At 68.4% G+C, this 21577-nt stretch carries 22 protein-coding genes; 15 read left to right on the forward strand and 7 right to left on the reverse strand.

Going from position 1 to position 21577, the window contains the following annotated elements:
* Nucleotides 1-60 precede the first annotated feature (60 nt).
* Nucleotides 61-996 carry a FecR family protein gene (locus IG194_RS31380; protein WP_082996295.1) on the forward strand — a complete coding sequence of 312 codons (936 nt, stop codon included), beginning with the start codon at nt 61-63 and terminating at the stop codon, nt 994-996.
* On the opposite strand, the gene IG194_RS31385 is transcribed toward IG194_RS31380, so the two are convergent.
* The 7 genes from IG194_RS31385 to paaY all read right to left on the reverse strand — a co-directional run bounded on the left by IG194_RS31385 (nt 993) and on the right by paaY (nt 7624).
* Nucleotides 993-1370, reverse strand: a complete 378-nt coding sequence (locus tag IG194_RS31385) for a cytochrome c3 family protein (RefSeq protein WP_058489929.1) — start codon at nt 1368-1370, stop codon at nt 993-995. The genes IG194_RS31380 and IG194_RS31385 overlap by 4 nt on opposite strands.
* Entirely contained in the window at nt 1367-2080 is a 714-nt protein-coding gene (locus IG194_RS31390; protein WP_058489930.1) for a ferric reductase-like transmembrane domain-containing protein, read from the reverse strand. The genes IG194_RS31385 and IG194_RS31390 overlap by 4 nt, the downstream gene beginning before the upstream one ends.
* A 75-nt stretch (nt 2081-2155) precedes the next feature.
* Nucleotides 2156-3646 (reverse strand): aldehyde dehydrogenase family protein, encoded by a 1491-nt coding sequence (locus IG194_RS31395; RefSeq protein ID WP_058489931.1) that lies wholly within the window; start codon nt 3644-3646, stop codon nt 2156-2158.
* A 67-nt stretch (nt 3647-3713) separates the two neighbouring features.
* Nucleotides 3714-4115 (reverse strand): c-type cytochrome, encoded by a 402-nt coding sequence (locus IG194_RS31400; RefSeq protein WP_082816350.1) that lies wholly within the window; start codon nt 4113-4115, stop codon nt 3714-3716.
* An 851-nt stretch (nt 4116-4966) separates the two neighbouring features.
* Nucleotides 4967-5884 (reverse strand): transcriptional regulator FeaR, encoded by a 918-nt coding sequence (gene feaR, locus IG194_RS31405; RefSeq protein ID WP_058489932.1) that lies wholly within the window; start codon nt 5882-5884, stop codon nt 4967-4969.
* Between the two features lie 139 nt (nt 5885-6023).
* A complete protein-coding gene (paaX, locus tag IG194_RS31410; RefSeq protein ID WP_024128733.1) occupies nt 6024-6947 on the reverse strand; it encodes a phenylacetic acid degradation operon negative regulatory protein PaaX in 924 nt (307 codons plus the stop codon).
* Nucleotides 6948-7027: 80 nt separating this feature from the next.
* On the reverse strand, nt 7028-7624 hold the full coding sequence (gene paaY, locus IG194_RS31415; RefSeq protein ID WP_058489933.1) for a phenylacetic acid degradation protein PaaY: 597 nt from the start codon (nt 7622-7624) through the stop codon (nt 7028-7030).
* A 510-nt stretch (nt 7625-8134) separates the two neighbouring features.
* Between paaY and paaF the strand changes: the two genes are divergently transcribed.
* The 14 genes from paaF (at nt 8135) to paaE (ending at nt 21507) form a co-directional block, all read left to right on the forward strand.
* A complete protein-coding gene (gene paaF, locus IG194_RS31420) occupies nt 8135-8908 on the forward strand; it encodes a 2,3-dehydroadipyl-CoA hydratase PaaF (RefSeq protein WP_058489934.1) in 774 nt (257 codons plus the stop codon).
* 44 nt (nt 8909-8952) lie between these two features.
* Nucleotides 8953-9744 (forward strand): 2-(1,2-epoxy-1,2-dihydrophenyl)acetyl-CoA isomerase PaaG, encoded by a 792-nt coding sequence (gene paaG / locus IG194_RS31425; protein WP_009622460.1) that lies wholly within the window; start codon nt 8953-8955, stop codon nt 9742-9744.
* 1 nt (nt 9745) lies between these two features.
* Nucleotides 9746-11263: a 3-hydroxyacyl-CoA dehydrogenase PaaH gene (gene paaH, locus IG194_RS31430; protein ID WP_058489935.1), complete on the forward strand. Its 1518-nt coding sequence runs from the start codon at nt 9746-9748 to the stop codon at nt 11261-11263.
* Complete coding sequence (paaI, locus tag IG194_RS31435; protein ID WP_058489936.1) at nt 11256-11702, forward strand: hydroxyphenylacetyl-CoA thioesterase PaaI; 447 nt, start codon at nt 11256-11258, stop codon at nt 11700-11702. Before paaH ends, paaI begins: the two co-directional genes overlap by 8 nt.
* Nucleotides 11699-12925, forward strand: coding sequence for a 3-oxoadipyl-CoA thiolase (pcaF, locus tag IG194_RS31440; RefSeq protein ID WP_058489937.1), 1227 nt, complete (start codon nt 11699-11701; stop codon nt 12923-12925). The genes paaI and pcaF overlap by 4 nt, the downstream gene beginning before the upstream one ends.
* Nucleotides 12926-13053: 128 nt before the next feature.
* Nucleotides 13054-14373: a phenylacetate--CoA ligase PaaK gene (gene paaK / locus IG194_RS31445; RefSeq protein WP_058489938.1), complete on the forward strand. Its 1320-nt coding sequence runs from the start codon at nt 13054-13056 to the stop codon at nt 14371-14373.
* A gap of 422 nt (nt 14374-14795) precedes the next feature.
* Nucleotides 14796-15101, forward strand: coding sequence for a DUF485 domain-containing protein (locus IG194_RS31450; RefSeq protein WP_043271749.1), 306 nt, complete (start codon nt 14796-14798; stop codon nt 15099-15101).
* The gene (locus IG194_RS31455; protein WP_058489939.1) at nt 15098-16732 is read left to right on the forward strand and encodes a cation acetate symporter; all 1635 of its coding nucleotides are present in this window, start codon (nt 15098-15100) and stop codon (nt 16730-16732) included. The genes IG194_RS31450 and IG194_RS31455 overlap by 4 nt, the downstream gene beginning before the upstream one ends.
* A gap of 364 nt (nt 16733-17096) precedes the next feature.
* Nucleotides 17097-17450 carry a DUF1428 domain-containing protein gene (locus IG194_RS31460; protein WP_058489940.1) on the forward strand — a complete coding sequence of 118 codons (354 nt, stop codon included), beginning with the start codon at nt 17097-17099 and terminating at the stop codon, nt 17448-17450.
* A 367-nt stretch (nt 17451-17817) separates the two neighbouring features.
* Entirely contained in the window at nt 17818-18813 is a 996-nt protein-coding gene (gene paaA, locus IG194_RS31465; RefSeq protein ID WP_058489941.1) for a 1,2-phenylacetyl-CoA epoxidase subunit PaaA, read from the forward strand.
* A gap of 17 nt (nt 18814-18830) precedes the next feature.
* Nucleotides 18831-19112: a 1,2-phenylacetyl-CoA epoxidase subunit PaaB gene (gene paaB / locus IG194_RS31470; RefSeq protein WP_024764426.1), complete on the forward strand. Its 282-nt coding sequence runs from the start codon at nt 18831-18833 to the stop codon at nt 19110-19112.
* An 11-nt stretch (nt 19113-19123) separates the two neighbouring features.
* Complete coding sequence (gene paaC, locus IG194_RS31475) at nt 19124-19885, forward strand: 1,2-phenylacetyl-CoA epoxidase subunit PaaC (protein WP_058489942.1); 762 nt, start codon at nt 19124-19126, stop codon at nt 19883-19885.
* Nucleotides 19872-20405 (forward strand): 1,2-phenylacetyl-CoA epoxidase subunit PaaD, encoded by a 534-nt coding sequence (gene paaD, locus IG194_RS31480; RefSeq protein WP_058489943.1) that lies wholly within the window; start codon nt 19872-19874, stop codon nt 20403-20405. Before paaC ends, paaD begins: the two co-directional genes overlap by 14 nt.
* 25 nt (nt 20406-20430) lie before the next feature.
* Complete coding sequence (gene paaE, locus IG194_RS31485) at nt 20431-21507, forward strand: 1,2-phenylacetyl-CoA epoxidase subunit PaaE (RefSeq protein ID WP_058489944.1); 1077 nt, start codon at nt 20431-20433, stop codon at nt 21505-21507.
* Nucleotides 21508-21577 lie beyond the last annotated feature (70 nt).

Genomic DNA, 21577 nt, shown 5'->3' on the forward strand with positions numbered 1-21577 from the left:
GGGCTACCCATCGGCCCGCGGCTGGCCCACAATGTGCGCCCCCGATTCGAGGAACGCCGCGTGACCGCCCCGGACCCGCACCTGGCCGAAGCGCTGGACTGGCTGCTCCAGCTGGAAGACGCCGACGCCGCCACCCGCGCGCGCTTCGACGCCTGGCTGGCCGCGCACCCGGCCAACGCCAGCGCCTTCCGGCACGCCAGCAGCCTGTGGGACTCGCCGCTGCTCGGCCTGGCCGCCACCGGCCTGGAGGCCCAGGCGCGGCACCAGGCGCGGCAACGCAAGCGCCGGCGCTGGCGTTCCTTCGCCGCCGCTGCCGGGCTGTTGCTGGCCCTCGGCGTGGCCCTGCAGGGCGACCTGCTGACGCACATCCGCGCCGACCACTACACCGCCGTGGGCCAGCGCCAGAGCCTGCAACTGGCCGACGGCTCGCGCATCCTGCTGAACACCGACACCGCCCTCTCCAGCCACCTCGACGAGCAGCGCCGCAGCGCCCGGCTGTACCGCGGCGAGGCCTACTTCGACGTGGCCCACGACCGCAGCCGCCCCTTCGAGGTGGAGGCCGGCCCGGTGCAGGTGAGCGTGCGCGGCACCGCCTTCGCCGTGCGCTACCTGGGCAACGAGGCGGAAGTCAGCGTGCAGCACGGCGAGGTGGACCTGCGCAGCGCCGGCGACGACACCCGCGTCAGCCTCGGCGCCGGCGACAGCATCCGCGTCGGCCCCGGCGGCTTCGGCGAGCGCCGCCACAACGGCGAGAGCCAGCGCCTGCTGGCCTGGGTGCAGGGCCGCCTGGTGTTCGAGAACTGCCCGCTGAGCCAGGTGCTGGCCGAACTGCGGCGCTACTACCCGGGCTGGATCGTCAACGCCGACGAGCGCCTGGAAGACGTCAGCATCACCGCCAACTACCGCCTGGACGACCCGCTGGGGGCCATGCGCTCCCTCGCCCAGATCACCTCCTCGCACCTGCGCGAATACCCGCGCCTGCTGATCCTCAACTAAGGCGCGCCCGCCATCGCGGGCGGCGTGTGGCAGCCCTTGCAGGAACGCACCGGGCCGGCCTGCCGGAAGGATTGCAGGCGCTTGAGGTGGCAGCTTTCGCAGAACTGGTGGAAGTCGTGCTCGATGGTCACGGCCAGCTGCGGCGACTCCTTGTGGCAGAGCACGCAGGTGCGGCTGCCGCTGGGCGAGGCCGAGGTGGAGCGGTCGACGAAGTCGTGGTGGCAGGTGACGCAGTTGATGCTGCCGTGGTTGGTGTGGTCGAAGTTCATCGGCAGCAGCGGGTGCTGGCGCACCAGTTGGTCGTGGCCATGCCGCGCGCCGAGGACGAAGGCCGCCAGCAGCGGGATGGCCAACAGCAGGTACCAGCGCTTCATAGCAGCGGCAGGTCGACGCTGCCGAGCAGCGCATAGAGCCCGGCCAACGCCAGGCCGGCGCAGAGCACGCCCAGGCTCAGGCGGCTGGCCAGGTAGGCGCTGTGCCGCCGGCGCCCACCCTCGGCATAGTGCGGCGTGGGCCGCGGCAGCCGCGGCCAGGCCAGCGCGGCGACGCTGAGCACGCCCCAGAGCACGGCCTTCCAGGTGGCGCCGCTGTAGTAGCCGGCACCGATCATGTGCACGCCGGCCAGCGCGACTATGGCCGCGCTCCACCCATAATGCCAGCGGCGGAAGTCCGCATGTTTGGGCCAGATGCGCCGGCGCACGGCGGTCAGGCTCAGCGGCAGGATCAGCAGCAGGAGCAGCGTCGCGCCGTCGCCGGCGAGCATGTGCCAGGGCGCGCCGGGCAGCAGTTCGTCGAGCACCAGCGGCTCGTCCACCAGCAGCACCGCCACGTGGACGACCAGCAGCACAGCGGCGACGAACGACAGGTCGCGGTGCAACACCATGAAGAACTTGCCGTCGTGCCGCGGCCGCGCCATGGGCTTGCCGGTGTAGGCGAACAGCAGCAGGAACAGCGCCCCGGCGACGAAGCCGGCGACGTTGGCGAAGTCCCAGGCCGGGTGCACGCCGGGCATGGCGTCGAGCAGGAAGATGGCGGCGAACGGCAGCAGGCAGGCCAGCGCCACGCGCAGGGTCAGGGCGAACATGCGATCAGCCTCCTCTGCCGCCATCCGGGAAAGCGGCGTAGCGTGCCGCCGCGCGGCACGCTACGCAAGGCGCCCTCAGTGGGCGATGCACACCGACTTGATCTCGGTGTAGGCCTCGACCACCGCGCGGCCGAACTCGCGGCCCATGCCGGACTGCTTGACGCCGCCGAAGGGCATGCTCGGGTCCAGCAGCACGTGGGCATTGACCCAGACGGTGCCGGACTCGATGCGCGGCACCAGGTTCATGGCGCGGGTCAGGTCGTTGGTCCACAGGCTGGCGCCCAGGCCGTACTCGCTGTCGTTGGCCATCTCGATGGCCTGGTCCTCTTCCTTGAAGGAAAGCACCGCCAGCACCGGGCCGAAGACTTCATCGTGGGCCACGGCCATGTCCTGGGTGACGTCGGCCAGCACGGTCGGGCGCACGAAGAAGCCGTCGCAGTCCATCGGCTCGCCGCCGCAGACCACCCGGGCGCCTTCGCGGCGGGCGGTCTCGATGTGCTTGAGCACCGAGGCCTGCTGCTTGCGCGACACCAGCGGGGTGATCTGCGCAGTGTCGTCCATGCCCTGGCCGATGCTCATGCCGGCGACCACCGCGCCGAGCTTCTCGACGAACTCGGCGTAGCGCGACTCGTGCACGTAGAAGCGCGAGGCCGCGGCGCAGACCTGGCCGCTGTTGAGCAGGCCGCCCAGCAGCGCGCCCTGCACGGCCTTGTCGATGTCGGCGTCGGCCAGGATGATCATCGGGTTCTTGCCGCCCAGTTCTAGGGCGAAGCGCGTCATGTTCTGCATGGCGGCGATGCCGACGCTGCGGCCCACCGCGGTGGAACCGGTGAAAGACACCTTGCTGACCAGCTTGTGCGAAGCCAGGCCGCCGCCGATGCGCGCGCCGTCGCCGGTGACCAGGTTGAACACCCCGGCCGGCACGCCCGCCTCGAAGGCCAGCTCGGCCAGGCGCAGGGCGGTCAGCGGGGTTTCCGAAGCGGGCTTGATGACCACGGTGTTGCCGGTGGCCAGGGCCGGCATCAGCTTCCACACGGCGATCATCAGCGGGAAGTTCCAGGGCACGATGCCGGCGACCACGCCCACCGGCTCGCGGCGGGTGAAGGCGGTGAATTTGGTGCCCGGCGGCAGCGGGATGGACACGTCCAGGGACTGGCCCTCGATCTTGGTCGCCCAGCCGGCCATGTAGCGCATGAACTCGACGGTGGCGCCGACGTCGAGCATGCGCGTCAGGTTGATCGACTTGCCCTGGCTGAGGGTTTCCAACTGGGCCAGTTCCTCGGCGTGCTGCTCCACCAGGTCGGCGAAGCGCAGCAGGATGCGCTCGCGGTCGGCCGGGCGCAGGTCGGACCAGACGCGCGACTTGAAGGCGGCGTGGGCGGATTTCACGGCGCGGTCGAGCATCTCGGTATCGATGTCGGCGATCTGCGCGATGGTTTCGCCGGTGGCCGGGTTGAGCACGTCGCTGGTGGGGCCGTCGTAGGCCACCCAGGCGCCGTCGATGAAGCAGCCGTGGCGGCGCTGGAGGAACTCGGCGACCTGCGGCAGGGTTGCGGTGATGCTCATGGTGACTCCTGTTCTTGCGGCCCGCGGGCCAGGCAGGGAACCGCTCGCCGGGAGCGGCCGGGAAAGGTCAGTGCTGCTGGCTGAGCCACAGGCTCAGGGCCTTGCGCTCGTCGGCGTCGGCCAGGCCCTGGTAGGGCATGTAGGTGCCCGGCACGGCGGCCTGGGGCTGGGTGACGAAGGCTTCGAGGCTCTCGCGACTCCAGGCCGCGCCCTTGTCCTTCATCGCCTGGGAATAGCTGAAGCCGGCCAGGGAGCCGGCATTGCGGCCGATCACCCCATGCAGGTTCGGCCCCATGATGTTGGCGCCGCCGGCATTGGCGGTATGGCAAACGGAGCAGTCGCGCTCGAAAACGGCCTGGCCCTTGGCGGCCAGGTCATCGGCCAGGGCCAGCCCGGACTGGGCACCGGCCACGGCCAGCAGCAGGCCGCAGAGGCCGGTCTTGATTCGGGTTTTCACGGTGAAAAGCATGCGGGGGCACTCTCGATCGATTCTTATCGGCCGGACACAAGGCAGGTGCCGGTCGAGGACGATTGTCGCCAGGGGCGCGAGGGCGGGTGTTTTTCTGTGTGCCAGTCGTGTTGGTGGGGGTGCCAGAAGAGCCGCTGGAGGCTGGAAGCTGGAAGCTGGAAGCTGGAAGCTGGAAGCTGGAAGCAAGAGCGGTGGGGTCAACCGTCTCGCCGGCTGCGCCGAGGGGCTTTCGTGGCTTTTCGTTTGCGAAACCCATGCGGTGGGGGCGATGGGTATCGCTTCGCTCAACCCATCCTACGGGGCTGGGAGGCTATGGTTGTGGTGGTGCCGGCCCCAAGAGCACCCTCTCCCTAACCCTCTCCCTGAAGGGAGAGGGGACCGTTGGGCAGGGTTGGATGTTCTGGAGTTAGCCGGCTAGCACAGGGATTGCCGTCTGGAACCAGGCCCCCTCTCGGCACGGACAAGCCCCCTCTCCCTTCAGGGAGAGGGCTGGGGAGAGGGAGCGGAGTCGACCTGATATGCCAGTGCCACAGGGAGCCCCCGTTCGCGAGCAAGCTCGCTCCTACGAAAAGCAGGTGCGCGCAGCCGGCCTGGCTAGCACCGCGGACTCCAGCTGAAACCATTTCTCCTCTCGGCACGGACAGCCCCCTCTCCCGCTTGCGGGAGAGGGTTGGGGAGAGGGGCTCTTCACGCTCTTGCTTGCAGCTTGCAGCCGGGGTGGCGTTCTGGCCGACGGCGGATAACCGCGAACGGTTATTCGCCCTACGAAGCTGCCTCCCTCCCTTCAGAGAGAAGGGCTCTGGGCGCTCTTGCTTCCAGCTTCCAGCCTCCAGCCTCCAGCGGCTCTTACATCAATGCACATACCGCTTCCGATACTCCCCCGGCGAAACCCCGAAGCGCGACTTGAACGCCGTGGAGAAGTAGCTGGAATCCGAGAACCCCCAGGCATACCCCAGCGCCGACAGTTTCTGCTCGCCCGCCGCGTTGCGCAGGGACTCGGCGCAGAAGTCCAGGCGGCGGTTCTTGATGTACTGCGCCACCACCAGGCCCTTCTTGGCGAACATGCGGTACAGGCCGCGCACCGATACCCCCACTTCGCGGGCGATCAGTTCCGGGCAGAGTTCCTCGGCGCCGATGTGCTCGTCGATGAAGGCCAGCGCCTTGCGGAACAGCCTTTCATGGCTGTCGCCCTCGGCTTCCGCGCCGGCCAGGGCCGGGCGCAGCAGGCTGACCAGGGCGTCGAGGGTGGCCTCGCTTTCCTGCATGCCCAGGCCGTTCTGGCGGGTGGTTTCGAGGATCAGGGTATTGGCCAGCACCGCCACCGGCGAGCTGGCCGGGATGCGCCGCGCGCAGTCGATGCCGGAGAAGCGCAGGCCGCGCTCCAGCACCTGGCGCGGGAGGATCAGCGACAGCTGCCGCGAGTCCTCCTCGTAGGTCATGTCGCAGGGGCGGTTGGCGTCCACCAGGGTGATGTCGCCGCGGGCCAGTTGCACGCGGCTGCCGTCCTGCTCCAGGCGCGAGCGCCCTTCGAGCTGGAACACCGCGTAGAAGTGGCCGTTGCCGCTGGCGCTGACCTCCTTGCTGGTGCGGTACAGGTGCACCTGGGACATGTCGACCACGCTGAGCTTGATGGCACCGCCCTGGTACTCCCGCAGCTTCCCGTGGAAGGACGGCCCCAGGGTGCGCGCGTCGAAACGCCCGCACGCCTGGTTGACCTGGCCCAACCACGCTTCGAAAGCCTCATCCCTGGAAATCGATGAAGGGTTCATGACCTAAAGCCTCATGCACGCATTGTTTTTATCAGCGGACGCTCAGGCAGGCGCCCGTCATGGTCCGGCCGTCCGGCCGGTGGTCCCGCAGCGCCGCCTCGGTCCGGCGCTTGTGAAGCATGTTTCGAGCCAGCCTGGCTCAGTTCAGCCCTCCGAAGCGCCGGTAGAAGCTCTCGCCGGCATCCGGCAGGGGGCCGTCGGCGGTCTCCAGGGCGCTGTTCAGCCACACCTCGGCCCTGGCATACACCAGGCGGTAGAGGTTGCGGCACAGCTGCCGCGCCGCGCGTCCTTCCCAGTCGCCGGGGAGCAGCTCGTCCGGCAGTTGCGGGTCGCGCAGTAGCAATTTGCGATATTCGTGGATCAGCAGGGTGCGCGCCAGGAAACAGTCCTGGGCATCCGGCTCGCCCTGCTCGCGCAGCGCCTGCCACAACGGGCGGAACAGGCGGATGAATTCGCTGTAGTGCTGGCCCAGCTCGTCGATCTTCCAGCTCTCGCGCACCTGCAGGCGCATGGCCTTGGAGGCGAGCACCTCCTGGGCGTGGGTCTCGAAGACGATGCTGTCGTCCAGCGCGTCCAGGTCCAGCAGGGTCGCGGTGAGGTCGGCGCGGTCGCAGCGCGGGCAGGCCAGCACGCTCGGGGCGATGGCGCCGAAGCCCTGCCATTCCAGTTCCTCGCGCACCTGCTTGCGCTTGTCCGCCGCCAGCTGCGACAGCAGCACCAGCGTCCAGGCGCCGTCCCAGGCCGGCAGGCCGGGGCTGTACACGCGCTTGAAGGCCTTCTCGAAACGCCGCCGGCCGGTGCCGGTGAGGCTGTAGTAGCTGCGCCGGCCGACCTTCTCGGCGGTCAGCCAGCCTTCCTTGGTCAGGCGGAAGATCGAGGTGCGGATCAGCCGCTCGTTGATCCCCATGGGCTCCAGCAGGCCGATCAGGCTGCCCAGCCAGACGGTGCCGCCATGGGGTTCGATGGCGTCGCCATAGAGGGTGATGATCAGCGAACTGGCGCGGATCGGCGTCTGTTCCTGGAAGCGGGCGATCAGTTGGTTCAGCGGGGCGAGACTGCTCATGGCTCGGTCGGGCGCGGATAAAGCGCCGACTATACCTGCCCGCCGGGCCGCCTGGCCATTGGAGCGAACCCCAATGAGGCTCATGCGCCCTGCCCCTTCGGGCGGAACCCGGAATCGCCCAGGCGCGGGCGGGCGGCCTCCACCGCGGCCAGCGGCTGGCATTCCACCAGGCTGGCCAGGCAGCGCTTGCTCAATTGCTGGTATTCGGCGGTGCCGCGCTGCTTCCAGGCGATTTCCTGCTCGCTCAGTTCGCGCTTGACCGTGGCCGGCGAGCCCATCACCAGGCTCTGCGGCGGGCATTCGAAGCCGGCCTTGACGAAGGCGGTGGCGGCGACGATGCAGCGCTCGCCGATGTGCGCCTTGTCCATCACCACCGCGTTCATCCCCACCAGGGCGTCGGCGCCGATGCGGCAGCCGTGCAGCACCGCGCCATGGCCGATGTGGCCGTTGCGCTCGACCACCGTGTCGCTGTCCGGGAAGCCGTGCATGACGCAGGTGTCCTGCAGGTTGGCGCCCTCCTCCAGGATGATCCGCCCGAAGTCGCCGCGCAGCGCCGCCAGCGGCCCGACGTAGCAGCCGGGGCCGACGATGACGTCGCCGATCAGCACCGCCGTGGGGTGGACATAGGCGGTCGGGTCGACCACCGGGGTCAGACCTTCAAGGCTATAGCAGGGCATCTCAGGCCTCCTCTTCGGGCAGTTCGAGGTGGCGCTGCACCCTGAACGGGCATCCAGCTTCGGCGAAGGGTTCCAGCGCGCAGGCGACGGACGGCATCGGGGTGGCTCCTTGTGCACGGCGGCGCCAGGGGCGCCGGCAAGGCGGGACGGGAAAGCGACCCGTCGTGATTCGTTGTTTGGAAAATCTTGTATCACAACAAATCCGATCGTCAATGCGCCCGATGCTGTATCGCTTTCCCGAGCGACCACCGGCACACCTGCCAAGCCGCAAATCCTATAGCTCTCAGCCCTTGCCCAACGGGCTTCGCAGCCCCTTGCGGAAGCCCGAACCTGGCAGCTCGCTCGAAAAACGAGACACATAAATAAATTTTGCTATTGCTGTTTTGTATCACTTAAGGCATATACTGGATGCCAGCCAGGGCCCGTCCGCACCCACAGAGGCGCGACGGGCCCACATAACAATTCCAATGAGCCGGCCTCAGGCCGTGCGTGCAGCCTGAGGAGCTTTACATGCCTCGTACCCTCGCCGTGCAGGCGCCCGAGGACGGCGTCCGCCTGATCACCCTGCAGCGCCCCGAGGCGCTCAACGCCCTGAACACCGAACTGCTGGGCGAACTGGCGGTGGAACTGGACGCCGCCGAGCGCGACGCCGAGACCCGCGTGGTGGTCATCACCGGCAGCCGCAAGGCCTTCGCCGCCGGCGCCGACATCAAGGAGATGGCCGAGCGCGACCTGGTCGGCATCCTCGACGACCCGCGCGTAGCCCACTGGCAGCGCATCACCGCCTTCGCCAAGCCGCTGATCGCCGCGGTCAACGGCTTCGCCCTGGGCGGCGGCTGCGAACTGGCGATGCACGCCGACATCCTCATCGCCGGCGAGGACGCCCGCTTCGGCCAGCCGGAAATCAACCTCGGCATCATCCCCGGCGCCGGCGGCACCCAGCGCCTGCTGCGCGCGGTGGGCAAGTCCCTGGCCATGCAGATGGTCCTCACCGGCGAAGCCATAGACGCCCGCCACGCCCTGCGCGCCGGCCTGGTCAGCGAAGTCACCCAACCCGAATTCACCGTCGAGCGCGCCCTGCAGGTCGCCCGCGTCATCGCGCGCAAGGCGCCGCTGGCCGTGCGCATGGCCAAGGAAGCGCTGCTCAAGGCCCAGGACACCGACCTGGCCAGCGGCCTGCGCTTCGAGCGCCACGCCTTCACCCTGCTGGCCGGCACCGCCGACCGCGAGGAAGGCATCCGCGCCTTCCAGGAAAAGCGCCCGGCGCGCTTCCTCGGCCGCTGAAGCCTCTTCCTTTCCATATACCGATTGATGGAGCGAGCCCGCCCATGACCTTCGAGCACATCCTGTTTTCCATCGAGGACGGCGTCGCCCTCCTCAGCCTGAACCGCCCGGAGCAGCTGAACAGCTTCAACGCCAGGATGCACGGCGAGGTGCGCGAAGCGCTCAAGCAGGTGCGCCAGAGCGAAGAGGCCCGCGTGCTGCTGCTGACCGGCGAAGGCCGCGGCTTCTGCGCAGGCCAGGACCTGTCCGACCGCAACGTCGCCCCGGGCGCCGAGATGCCCGACCTGGGCGAGTCCATCGAGAAGTTCTACAACCCGCTGATCCGCACCCTGCGCGACCTGCCGCTGCCGGTCATCTGCGCGGTCAACGGCGTGGCCGCCGGCGCCGGGGCGAACATCCCGCTGGCCTGCGACCTGGTCCTGGCGGCGCGTTCGGCCAGCTTCATCCAGGCCTTCTGCAAGATCGGCCTGATCCCCGATTCCGGCGGCACCTGGACGCTGCCGCGGCTGGTCGGCCTGGCCCGCGCCAAGGCCCTGGCCCTGCTGGGCAACCGCCTGTCCGCCGAACAGGCCGAGCAATGGGGCCTGATCTACCAGGTGGTGGACGACGCCAACCTGCGCGAGGAAGCCCTCAAGCTGGCCCGTCACCTGGCCACCCAGCCGACCTACGGCCTGGCGCTGATCAAGCGCAGCCTCAACGCCAGCCTGAACAACAGCTTCGACGAGCAGCTGGAGCTGGAGCGCGACCTGCAGCGCCTGGCCGGGCGCAGCGAGGACTACCGCGAAGGCGTCGGCGCCTTCATGGAAAAACGCACCCCCAGCTTCAAGGGCCGCTGACATGCAAGCACTGGCTATCAATGCCCAGGTCGCGGTGGTCGGCGCCGGCGCCATGGGCGCCGGCATCGCCCAGGTGGCGGCCCAGGCCGGCCACCCGGTGAAGCTCTACGACAACCGCCCGGGCGCCGCCGCCCAGGCCATCGACGGCATCGACCGCCAGCTCGGCCGCCTGGTGGAAAAAGGCAAGCTCGACGCCGAGCAGCGCAGCGCCATAGTCGCGCGCCTGCAACCGGTGGAAGCCATCGAGGCCCTGGCCGATGCGCGCCTGGTGATCGAGGCCATCGTCGAGAACCTGGAGGTCAAGCGCGGCCTGCTGAACCAGCTGGAAGCGCTATGCGCAGCCGACTGCATCCTCGCCAGCAACACCTCCTCGCTGTCCATCACCAGCCTCGCCGCAGGCCTGCAGCACCCCGAGCGGGTGATCGGCATGCACTTCTTCAACCCGGCGCCGCTGATGGCCCTGGTGGAGATCGTCTCGGGCCTGGCGACCTGTCCGGAGCTGGCCCAGGCCCTGCACGCCACCGCGAAGCACTGGGGCAAGCAGCCGGTGCACACCCGCTCCACCCCCGGCTTCATCGTCAACCGCGTGGCCCGCCCGTTCTACGCCGAAAGCCTGCGCCTGCTGCAGGAAGGCGCCGCCGACTGCGCCAGCCTCGACGCGCTGCTGCGCGACGCGGGCGGCTTCCGCATGGGCGCCTTCGAGCTGACCGACCTGATCGGCCACGACGTCAACTACGCGGTGACCTGTTCGGTGTTCGCCGCCTACTACGGCGACTTCCGCTTCCAGCCCTCGCTGATCCAGAAGGAGCTGGTGGACGCCGGCCGCCTGGGCCGCAAGAGCGGCCGCGGCTTCTACGACTATGCCGAAGGCGCCGAGCGCCCGCAGGCGGCCGAGCTGGACAGCATCGCCGAAGTGGCCAGCTGCGTGGTCGAAGGCGACCTGGGCGTCGCCCAGCCGCTGGTGCAGCGCCTGAAGGATGCCGGCGTGCAGGTGATCGAGCGCGCCGGCAGCGGCCTGCTGCGCGTCGGCGATGCTGTGCTGGCGCTCTCCGACGGCCGCCTGGCCAGCCAGCGCGCCAAGGACGACGGCCTGCGCAACCTGGTGCTGTTCGACCTGGCGCTGGACTACGCCAAGGCCTCGCGCATCGCCATCGGCTGGTCCGCCGACACCAGCGCCGAAGCCCGCGACCAGGCCGTGGCCCTGCTGCGCCGTGCCGGCCTGAAGGTCACCGCCCTGGCCGACCTGCCCGGCCTGGCCGTACTGCGCACCGTGGCCATGCTCGCCAACGAAGCGGCAGACGCCGTGCTGCAAGGCGTAGGCTCGGCCGCCGACATCGACCTGGCCATGCGCGCCGGCGTCAACTACCCGCGCGGCCCCCTGGCCTGGACCGAAGCCATCGGCGTCGGCTACGTGCTGCGCACTCTGGACAACCTGCAACGCAGCTACGGCGAGGAACGCTACCGCCCGTCCCTGCTGCTGCGCCGCAAGCACGCCGAAGGGAGCCGCCTGCATGACTGAACGCACCCCCGAACGACTGGCCCGCGCCTGCGCCGACGCCATGTTCAGCCGCGACCAGGCCACCCAGCGCCTGGGCATCGCCCTGCTCGACGCCGGCCCCGGCAGCGCGCAACTGCACATGCCGGTGCGCGAGGACATGATCCAGGGCCACGGCACCTGCCACGGCGGCTTCCTCTTCGCTCTGGCCGACTCGGCCTTCGCCTTCGCCTGCAACAGCTATGACGAGGCCACCGTGGCCATCGGCTGCAGCATCGACTACGTGGCCCCGGCGCGCCTGGGCGACGAACTGACCGCCACGGCCAGCGAGCAGAGCCGCAGCGGCCGCACCGGCAACTACGACGTGCGCATCGAAAACCAGCACGGACAGCTGATCGCCCTGTTCCACGGCAAATCCTACAAAGTGCGCGGCACCGTGCTGACGCAGGAGACCCCCGAATGACCAACGCCACCCTCAGCGATGCCCTGATCATCGACGCCGTGCGCACGCCCATCGGCCGCTACGCCGGCGCCCTTTCCAGCGTGCGCGCCGACGACCTCGCCGCCATCCCGCTCAAGGCCCTGATGCAGCGCCACCCGCAGCTGGACTGGAGCGCCATCGACGACGTCATCCTCGGCTGCGCCAACCAGGCCGGCGAGGACAACCGCAACGTCGCCCACATGGCCTCGCTGCTGGCCGGCCTGCCCCAGGAAGTGCCGGGCACCACCATCAACCGCCTGTGCGGCTCGGGCCTGGACGCCATCGGCAACGCCGCCCGCGCCCTGCGTTGCGGCGAGGCCGGGCTGATGCTCGCCGGCGGCGTCGAATCCATGTCCCGTGCGCCCTTCGTGATGGGCAAGTCCGAGCAGGCCTTCGGCCGCGCGGCGGAGATCTTCGACACCACCATCGGCTGGCGCTTCGTCAACAAGCTGATGAAGGCGCAGTTCGGCATCGACTCCATGCCGGAAACCGCGGAGAACGTCGCCGAACAGTTCGGCATCTCCCGGGCCGACCAGGACGCCTTCGCCCTGCGCAGCCAGCACAAGGCCGCCGCCGCCCAGGCCCGTGGCCGCCTGGCGAAGGAAATCGTCCCGGTGGAAATTCCCCAGCGCAAAGGCCCGGCCAAGGTCGTCGAGCATGACGAGCACCCGCGCGGCGACACCACCCTGGAACAGCTGGCCAGGCTCGGTACGCCGTTCCGCGAGGGCGGCAGCGTCACCGCCGGCAACGCCTCGGGGGTCAACGACGGCGCCTGCGCGCTGCTGCTGGCCAGCCCGCAAGCGGCCCAACGCCACGGCCTGAAGGCCCGCGGCCGGGTGGTCGGCATGGCGGTGGCCGGCGTCGAGCCGCGGATCATGGGCATCGGCCCGGTGCCGGCGACGCGCAAGGTGCTGGAGCTGACCGGACTGAGCCTCAACGACATGGACGTGATCGAACTCAACGAAGCCTTCGCCGCCCAGGGCCTGGCCGTGCTGCGCGAACTGGGCCTGGCCGACGACGACGAACGGGTCAACCCCAACGGCGGCGCCATCGCCCTGGGCCACCCGCTGGGCATGAGCGGCGCGCGCCTGGTCACCACCGCGCTGCACGAACTGGAAGAGCGCGGCGGCCGCTACGCCCTGTGCACCATGTGCATCGGCGTCGGCCAGGGCATCGCCATGGTCATCGAGCGCCTGCCGCGGTAACTCTGGCAGGGACGCCAAAGACCCTGGCCAGAAGCGCAAAGACCGGATTCCGCGGGGGGCGTATCCTCCCCCCATGACACTCGCAGCCCGCACGCGGGCTGGCGTACAAGAACAAATCGAGTGAACCCATGAATATGTACCATGATGCCGAACGTGCCCTGCTCGACCCGCTGGAGACCGCCAGCCTCGATGAACTGCGCCAGCACCAGCTGGACCGTCTGCGCTGGAGCCTCAAGCACGCCTACGACAACGTCCCGCTGTACCGCCAGCGCTTCGCCGAAGCCGGCGTGCACCCGGACGACCTGAAATCCCTCGACGACCTGGCGAAGTTCCCCTTCACCGGCAAGAACGACCTGCGCGACAACTACCCCTACGGCATGTTCGCCGTGCCGCAGAGCGAGATCGTGCGCCTGCACGCCTCCAGCGGCACCACCGGCAAGCCCACCGTGGTCGGCTACACGCAGAACGACATCGACACCTGGGCCAACGTGGTGGCGCGCTCGATCCGCGCCGCCGGCGGGCGCAAGGGCGACAAGGTCCACGTGTCCTACGGCTACGGCCTGTTCACCGGCGGCCTGGGCGCGCACTACGGCGCCGAGCGCCTGGGTTGCACGGTGATCCCGATGTCCGGCGGCCAGACCGAGAAGCAGGTCCAGCTGATCCGCGACTTCCAGCCGGACATCATCATGGTCACGCCGTCCTACATGCTCAACCTGGCCGACGAGATCGAGCGCCAGGGCGTCGACCCGCACAGCCTCAGGCTGCGCCTGGGCATCTTCGGCGCCGAGCCGTGGACCGCCGAGCTGCGCCGCGCCGTGGAAGAGCGCCTGGGCATCACCGCCCTGGACATCTACGGGCTGTCCGAGATCATGGGCCCGGGCGTGGCCATGGAATGCGCCGAGACCAAGGACGGCCCGACCGTCTGGGAAGACCACTTCTACCCGGAGATCATCGACCCGGCCACCGGCGCGGTGCTGCCCGACGGCGAATACGGCGAGCTGGTGTTCACCTCGCTGTCCAAGGAAGCGCTGCCGATGATCCGCTACCGCACCCGCGACCTGACCCGCCTGCTGCCGGGCACCGCGCGGCCGATGCGGCGCATCGACAAGATCACCGGGCGCAGCGACGACATGCTGATCATCCGCGGGGTGAACGTGTTCCCCACGCAGATCGAGGAGCAGGTGCTGAAAGTGAAACAGCTGGCCGAAGTCTACGAAATCCACCTGTATCGCAACGGCAACATGGACAGCATGGACGTGCACGTCGAACTCAAGCACGAACTGCAGCACCTGGACGCCGAGCAGCAGAAGCAGGTGGCCAACGAGCTGAGCAAGCAGGTCAAGACGCACATCGGCATCAGCGCGCGCATCCTGATCCAGCCCTTCCACAGCCTCAAGCGCTCGGAAGGCAAGGCCTGCCACGTGTTCGACAAGCGCAACCAGGGCTGATCGCCCCGCGCCAGGAAAACCCCGCCGAGGCGGGGTTTTTCGTTTGCACGCGGTGCCCTGCCGGCGATTGCGCCGTGATGCTTTTCGTAGGATGGGTTGAGCGAAGCGATACCCATCACCATGGCCCGATGGGTATCGCAAGCTCAACCCATCCTACGGGGCTGCGGCGAGGAGTTTCTCGTTGGCACGCGACCCCACACCCTGTAGGAGCGAGCTTGCTCGCGAACGCTCTTGCGCTGGGCGGTTCGCTCCTACGAAAAGCCCTCTCCCGGCAACATCCCGACACGAACTTCGCCCGCACCACCCTCCCCGCCCCACGTCCGCTGAGCGACAATCAATTCCGATACGTAATTACATATAAACAATACATTTGCGTATCAAACAGATCGCCTCGACAACCTCACAACAACAGAGAGCGCGCCATGACCCTGCCCCTGGAACGCCTCCGGGAACACCCGGACTTCCTTCTTCTCGTCCGCCGCAAGCAACGCCTCACCTGGTCCCTCACTGCCACCCTGCTGCTGGCCTACTACGGCTTCGTGCTGCTGGTGGCCTTCGCCCCCGGCCTGCTGGGCCGCCCGCTCGCCGGCGGGGTGACCAGCGTCGGCATGCTCGCCGGCGTCGGCCTGATCCTGCTCTCGGTGCTGCTCACCGGCCTCTACGTGCACCAGACCAACAAGGTGCTGGACCCGCTGAACGACCGGCTCAAGCAGGAGGCCCAGGCATGAAGGCCCTGTTCCTGCTCGCCGGTCTGGCGCTGTCCGAGCCGGCCCTGGCCGCCGGCGCCGAACGCCCGCTGAACTGGCACGCCATCGGCCTGTTCCTGGCCTTCGTCCTGTCCACCCTGGCCATCACCCGCTGGGCCGCGCTGCGCACCCGCTCGGCAGCGGACTTCTACACCGCCGGCGGCGGCCTCACCGGCATGCAGAACGGCCTGGCGATCGCCGGCGACATGATCTCCGCGGCGTCCTTCCTGGGCATCTCGGCGATGATGTTCGCCAGCGGCTACGACGGCCTGCTCTACGCCCTGGGCGTGCTCGCCGGCTGGCCGATCATCCTGTTCCTGATCGCCGAGCGCCTGCGCAACCTGGGCAAGTACACCTTCGCCGACGTGGTCGCCTACCGCCTGGAGCAGGCGCCGATCCGCATCACCGCGGCCCTCGGCACACTGATCGTGGCGCTGCTGTACCTGGTGGCGCAGATGGTCGGCGCCGGCAAGCTGATCGAACTGCTGTTCGGCCTGAGCTACCTGCAGGCGGTGCTGGTGGTGGGCGCGCTGATGGTCTGCTACGTGACCTTCGGCGGCATGCTGGCCACCACCTGGGTACAGATCATCAAGGCCGTGCTGCTGCTCTCGGGCACCAGCTTCATGGCCTTCATGGTGCTGCGCCACTTCGGCTTCAGCAGCGAGGCGATGTTCGCCGCGGCCAGCGAAGTGCACGCCAAGGGCGTGGCGATCATGGCCCCCGGCGGCCTGCTGGCAAACCCGGTGGACGCCATCTCCCTGGCCCTGGGCATGATGTTCGGCACCGCCGGCCTGCCGCACATCCTGATGCGCTTCTTCACCGTCAGCGACGCCCGCGAGGCGCGCAAGAGCGTGTTCTACGCCACCGGCTTCATCGGCTACTTCTACCTGCTGCTGATCGCCGTGGGCTTCGGCGCCATCGTCATGGTCGGCGACGACCCGGCCTTCCGCACCGCCGAGGGCGCGCTGATCGGCGGCGGCAACATGGTCGCCGTGCACCTGGCCCAGGCGGTGGGAGGCAACCTGTTCCTCGGCTTCATCTGCGCGGTGACCTTCGCCACCATCCTCGCGGTGGTGGCGGGCCTGGCGCTGTCGGCGGCCTCGGCGGTGTCCCACGACCTCTACGCCTGCGTGCTGCGCAAGGGCCAGGCCAGCGAGGCCGAGGAAATGCGCGTGTCGCGCCTGGCCACCCTGGGCATCGGCGTGCTGGCGGTGATCCTCGGCGTGCTCTTCGAGTCGCAGAACATCGCCTTCCTCTCCGGCCTGGTGCTGGCCATCGCCGCCTCGGTGAACTTCCCGGTGCTGTTCCTCTCGATGTTCTGGCGCGGCCTGACCACCCGCGGCGCGGTGGCCGGCAGCCTGGCCGGCCTGCTCACCGCCATCGCCCTGCTGGTGCTCGGCCCGCCGGTGTGGGTGGCGGTGCTGGGCAACGCCGAAGCGGTGTTCCCCTACAGCAACCCGGCGCTGTTCTCCATGAGCGCGGCCTTCCTGGCGGCCTGGGGGTTCTCGGTGAGCGACCGCTCGGCGAGGGCGGAGGCGGAGCGTGGGCGGTACCTGGGGCAGTTCATCCGGTCGATGACGGGGATTGGGGCGGCTGTGGCCAGTCGGCATTGAGAGGTAGGGCTTGGCTTCATCGTCAAGCGGACCTCCGCTCCCTCTCCCTAACCCTCTCCCTGAAGGGAGAGGGGACCGTTGGGCAGGGTTTGGTGTTATGGCGTTAGCCGGCGCAGTGGCTGCCGGCGGAAACCATCACCTTTCTCGGCACGGACAAGCCCCCTCTCCCTTCAGGGCGGGGCGCGCAGCCGAGGGCTGGGGAGAGGGAACCCAACTCACCCCCACACCAAAAACATCCAGCCCATTCCCCGACCGCCCATCACCTTCCGCCACACCCCTGTCGATACTCCCCCACCCTGAACGACTATCAATCGACCCCCACGGGAGACCCACCTCCCCCTCCAACAGCAAAGGGAGCCCCACCATGAACTACATAGACGGCTTCATCGTCCCCGTCCCCACCGCCAACCGCGAGGCCTACACCGAGCTGGCCCGCAAGGCGGCGGTAGTCTTCAAGGAGCACGGCGCGCTCAGCGTGGTCGAGTGCTGGGGCGACGACGTCCCCGAAGGCAAGATGACCTCCTTCCCCATGGCCGTGAAACGCAAGGAGGACGAGGCCGTGGTGTTCTCCTGGATCACCTGGCCGTCCCGCGAGGTACGCGACGCCGGGATGAAGAAGGTCATGGAGGACCCACGCCTGAAGGACAACTTCCAGTCCATGCCCTTCGACGGCCAGCGCATGATCTTCGGCGGCTTCCAGGTGATCGTCGACGCCTGAACCGATACCGGCGCCCGCCCCGGCGGGCGCCACATCAGAAACACGCACACCAGCCACAATCTAATTTTACGTATCGCTTTAACCCCTCCATTCGTCACTCCGGTATCACGCCGGAGCCGCGACCACCCGCCTGATCCACACCCTCCTCTATCATCACGCTCACCGCCAGATAGCCGCAAACTTCCGAAAACAGACGCCACAAGCCTTCCACTGGCGCCCAACGCTCCACCCCCGCCTACCCCCAAAGCGATACAAAAAACACATACGACACACTATTTAGTGTTAGACATTGCTTTCTGTATCATTTAAAAATAACGCCATGGCCAAGGCCCCCCCCCCACAACAGAACAAAGGCTGGAGACACAGCATGTACGCACAACTGGTCGAGACTGGCGTCAAACGCGTCAAGTCGCTCGAGGACATGTCCCCCGAGGAGCGTGCCTTCCAGGAGAAGATCGACGCCGAGATCAAGATCGAGGCGAAGAACTGGATGCCCGACGCCTACCGCCAGACCCTGATCCGCCAGATCTCCCAGCACGCCCACTCGGAAATCGTCGGCATGCTGCCGGAGGGCAACTGGGTGACCCGCGCGCCGACGCTCAAGCGCAAGCTGCAGCTGATGGCGAAGATCCAGGACGAAGCCGGCCACGGCCTGTACCTGTACAGCGCCATGGAAACCCTCGGCGCCGACCGTGACGAGGAAGTCGCCAAGCTGCACTCCGGCCGCGCCAAGTACTCCAGCATCTTCAACTACCCGACGCTGAACTGGGCCGACATGGGCGCGGTGGGCTGGCTGGTGGACGGCGCCGCCATCGTCAACCAGGTGGTACTGCAGCGCACCTCCTACGGCCCCTACTCCCGCGCGATGATCCGCATCTGCAAGGAAGAGAGCTTCCACCAGCGCCAGGGCTACGAAATCCTCCTGACCATGATGCGCCACGGCACCCAGGCGCAGAAGGACATGGTCCAGGACGCCATCGACCGCCTCTGGTGGCCGGCGCTGATGATGTTCGGCCCCAGCGACGAGCACTCGCCCAACAGCGCCCAGTCCATGGCCTGGAAGATCAAGCGGCAGAGCAACGACGAGCTGCGCCAGCGCTTCATCGACCAGACCGTGCCGCAGCTGGAACTGCTCGGCTGCACCGCCCCGGACCCGCACCTGAAGTGGAACGAGGAACGCGGCCACTACGACTTCGGCGAAATCCAGTGGGAAGAGTTCTACGAAGTGCTCAAGGGCAACGGCCCGTGCAACGCCGAGCGCATCGCCACCCGCCGCAACGCCATCGAGAGCGGCGCCTGGGTCCGCGAAGCCGCGGTCGCCCATGCCCGTAAAAAACAACAACGCAAACGCGACGCCGCCTGAGCCGCGAGGAGAACACCATGAGCGAATGGACCCTTTTTGAAGTCTTCGTGCGCAGCAAGCACGGCCTCAACCACAAGCACGTCGGCAGCGTGCATGCCGCCGATGCCGCGATGGCCATCGAGAACGCCCGCGAGCTCTACACCCGCCGCAACGAAGGCGTGAGCCTCTGGGTGGTGCCCTCGGCGCTGATCACCGCCTCCTCGCCCGACGAGAAGGACCCGCTGTTCGACCCGGCGCAGGACAAGGTCTACCGCCACGCCAGCTTCTACGAGCTGCCGCCCGAAGTCGGCCACATGTGAGATCGCGTGCGATGAACCCGAACAACGACAAGATCGAATACCTGCTGCGCCTCGCCGACAGCGCCCTGGTCCAGGGCCAGCGCCTGTGCGAATGGTGCGGCCGCGCCCCGGCCCTGGAAGAAGAGCTGGCGCTGATGAACGTCGGCCTCGACCTGGTCGGCCAGGCGCGCAACTGGTACGAGTACGCAGCCGAGCTGCTGGACGACGGCCGCGACGCCGACCACCTGGCCTTCCGCCGCGACGAGCGCGCCTTCCGCAACCTGCTGCTGGTCGAGCAGCCCAACGGCGACTTCGCCGTGACCATGGCCAAGCAGTTCCTCTACGACGCCTGGCACTTCCACGTGCTGCGCCAACTCAGCGGCTCCAGTGACGCGCGCATCGCCGCCATCGCCGCCAAGGCGCTGAAGGAAGTCACCTATCACCTGCGCCGCTCCGGCGAATGGGTCGAGCGCCTGGGCGACGGCACCGAGGAAAGCCATGCGCGCATGCTGGCGGCGATTCCGCAGGTCTGGCGCTTCACCGTCGAACTGTGCAACGCCGATGACATCGAGCAGCGCCTGTTCGCCGAAGGCGTGGCGCCCAACCCGGAAGAGCTGGCCGCCGCCTGGCGCGCCAAGGTCGCCGACATCTTCGCCAGCGCCACCCTGCCGCTGCCCGAGCCCGCGGTGAACTTCTACCTCAGCGGCCGCCGCGGCCTGCACACCGAGCACCTGGGCATCCTCCTGGCCGAGATGCAGTTCCTCCAGCGGGCCTACCCCGATGCGACCTGGTGAGCTGATCGCCAGCGACCGCGGCGCGCGCGCAGGCTCCACCGACGACCTCAGCCACGCCTGGCACGTGCTGGGCCAGGTGATGGACCCGGAAGTGCCGGTGGTCAGCGTGGTCGACCTCGGCATCGTCCGTGGCCTGGACTGGCACCGCGGGCACCTGCACGTAGTGGTCACCCCCACCTACTCCGGCTGCCCGGCCACCGAGGTCATCGAGCAGGACATCCAGCAGGCCCTGGAACACGCCGGCTTCGCCGCGCCGCAACTGGAACGGCGCCTGGACCCGGCCTGGACCACCGACTGGATCAGCGACGCCGGCCGCCAGGCGCTGCGCGAGTACGGCATCGCCCCGCCGGCCGGCAGCACCAGCAAGCGCAGCCTGCTCGGCGAGACGCCGGAGGTGCGCTGCCCGCAGTGCGGCAGCCTGCACACCGAGCAGCTCAGCCAGTTTGGCTCCACGGCCTGCAAGGCGTTGTACCGCTGCGTCGATTGCCGCGAACCCTTCGATTATTTCAAGTGCATCTGAGCGGCGGCGCCGCCGGAGAAGAACAATGAGCAAATTCCACAGCCTGAAGATCCGCGAAGTGCGCCCGGAGACCCGCGACGCCGTGTCCATCGCCTTCGACGTCCCCCAGGACCTGCAGGACAGCTTCCGCTTCGAGCAGGGCCAGCACCTGGTGGTGCGCGCCCAGCTGAACGGCGAGGAAGTGCGCCGCTCCTACTCCATCTGCAGCGGCGTCAACGACGGCGAGCTGCGCGTGGCCATCAAGCGCGTGCCCGGCGGGCGCTTCTCGGCCTACGCCAACGAGGCGCTGAAGGCCGGCGCCAGCCTGGAAGTGATGCCGCCGGCCGGCCACTTCAACGTGCAACTGGATGCGGCGCGCCACGGCAACTACCTGGCGGTGGCCGCCGGCAGCGGCATCACGCCGATCCTGTCGATCGTCAAGACCACCCTGGAAAGCGAGCCGCACAGCCGCGTCACCGTGCTCTACGGCAACCGCTCCAGCAACGCCGCGATGTTCCGCGAGCAGCTGGAAGACCTGAAGAACCGCTACCTGCAGCGCCTCAACCTGATCTTCGTGTTCAGCCGCGAGCAGCAGGACGTGGACCTGTACAACGGCCGCATCGACGCCGACAAGTGCGGCCAGCTGTTCAGCCGCTGGCTGGACGTGAAGAACCTCGACGCCGCCTTCATCTGCGGCCCGCAGGCGATGACCGAGACCGTGCGCGACCAGCTCAAGGCCAACGGCATGCCGGCCGAGCGCATCCACTTCGAACTGTTCGCCGCCGCCGGCAGCGAAAGCAGGCGCGAAGCCCGACAGGCCGCCGCCGCGACCGACAGCGGCAAGAGCCAGGTCACGGTGATCAGCGACGGCCGCGAACTCTCCTTCGAACTGGCGCGCAACAGCGTCAGCGTGCTCGACGCCGGCAACGCCCAGGGCGCCGAGCTGCCCTACTCCTGCAAGGCCGGCGTGTGCTCGACCTGCAAGTGCAAGGTGATCGAAGGCGAAGTGGAGATGGACAGCAACTTCGCCCTGGAAGACTACGAAGTGGCGGCCGGCTACGTGCTCAGCTGCCAGGCCTTCCCGCTGAGCGACAAGGTGGTCCTCGACTTCGACCAGCTCTGACTGCTCTTCGTAGGCCACGATGATGGGTATCGCTTCGCTCAACCCATCCTACGCGGTCTCCATGTAGGAG

The organism is Pseudomonas sp. ADPe (genome assembly GCF_014843515.1).
Taxonomy (GTDB): Bacteria; Pseudomonadota; Gammaproteobacteria; order Pseudomonadales; family Pseudomonadaceae; genus Pseudomonas; species Pseudomonas citronellolis.

Coding starts and splice junctions, on each gene's coding strand:
- paaK (WP_058489938.1), top strand. CDS start 13,054: ATGAATATGTACCATGATGCCGAACGTGCCCTGCTCGACCCGCTGGAG.
- pcaF (WP_058489937.1), top strand. CDS start 11,699: ATGACCAACGCCACCCTCAGCGATGCCCTGATCATCGACGCCGTGCGC.
- paaD (WP_058489943.1), top strand. CDS start 19,872: ATGCGACCTGGTGAGCTGATCGCCAGCGACCGCGGCGCGCGCGCAGGC.
- paaH (WP_058489935.1), top strand. CDS start 9,746: ATGCAAGCACTGGCTATCAATGCCCAGGTCGCGGTGGTCGGCGCCGGC.
- IG194_RS31385 (WP_058489929.1), bottom strand. CDS start 1,370: ATGAAGCGCTGGTACCTGCTGTTGGCCATCCCGCTGCTGGCGGCCTTC.
- paaA (WP_058489941.1), top strand. CDS start 17,818: ATGTACGCACAACTGGTCGAGACTGGCGTCAAACGCGTCAAGTCGCTC.
- IG194_RS31450 (WP_043271749.1), top strand. CDS start 14,796: ATGACCCTGCCCCTGGAACGCCTCCGGGAACACCCGGACTTCCTTCTT.
- paaE (WP_058489944.1), top strand. CDS start 20,431: ATGAGCAAATTCCACAGCCTGAAGATCCGCGAAGTGCGCCCGGAGACC.
- paaY (WP_058489933.1), bottom strand. CDS start 7,624: ATGCCCTGCTATAGCCTTGAAGGTCTGACCCCGGTGGTCGACCCGACC.
- paaF (WP_058489934.1), top strand. CDS start 8,135: ATGCCTCGTACCCTCGCCGTGCAGGCGCCCGAGGACGGCGTCCGCCTG.
- IG194_RS31395 (WP_058489931.1), bottom strand. CDS start 3,646: ATGAGCATCACCGCAACCCTGCCGCAGGTCGCCGAGTTCCTCCAGCGC.
- paaB (WP_024764426.1), top strand. CDS start 18,831: ATGAGCGAATGGACCCTTTTTGAAGTCTTCGTGCGCAGCAAGCACGGC.
- IG194_RS31455 (WP_058489939.1), top strand. CDS start 15,098: ATGAAGGCCCTGTTCCTGCTCGCCGGTCTGGCGCTGTCCGAGCCGGCC.
- paaX (WP_024128733.1), bottom strand. CDS start 6,947: ATGAGCAGTCTCGCCCCGCTGAACCAACTGATCGCCCGCTTCCAGGAA.
- paaC (WP_058489942.1), top strand. CDS start 19,124: ATGAACCCGAACAACGACAAGATCGAATACCTGCTGCGCCTCGCCGAC.
- IG194_RS31460 (WP_058489940.1), top strand. CDS start 17,097: ATGAACTACATAGACGGCTTCATCGTCCCCGTCCCCACCGCCAACCGC.
- feaR (WP_058489932.1), bottom strand. CDS start 5,884: ATGAACCCTTCATCGATTTCCAGGGATGAGGCTTTCGAAGCGTGGTTG.
- IG194_RS31400 (WP_082816350.1), bottom strand. CDS start 4,115: ATGCTTTTCACCGTGAAAACCCGAATCAAGACCGGCCTCTGCGGCCTG.
- paaG (WP_009622460.1), top strand. CDS start 8,953: ATGACCTTCGAGCACATCCTGTTTTCCATCGAGGACGGCGTCGCCCTC.
- IG194_RS31390 (WP_058489930.1), bottom strand. CDS start 2,080: ATGTTCGCCCTGACCCTGCGCGTGGCGCTGGCCTGCCTGCTGCCGTTC.
- paaI (WP_058489936.1), top strand. CDS start 11,256: ATGACTGAACGCACCCCCGAACGACTGGCCCGCGCCTGCGCCGACGCC.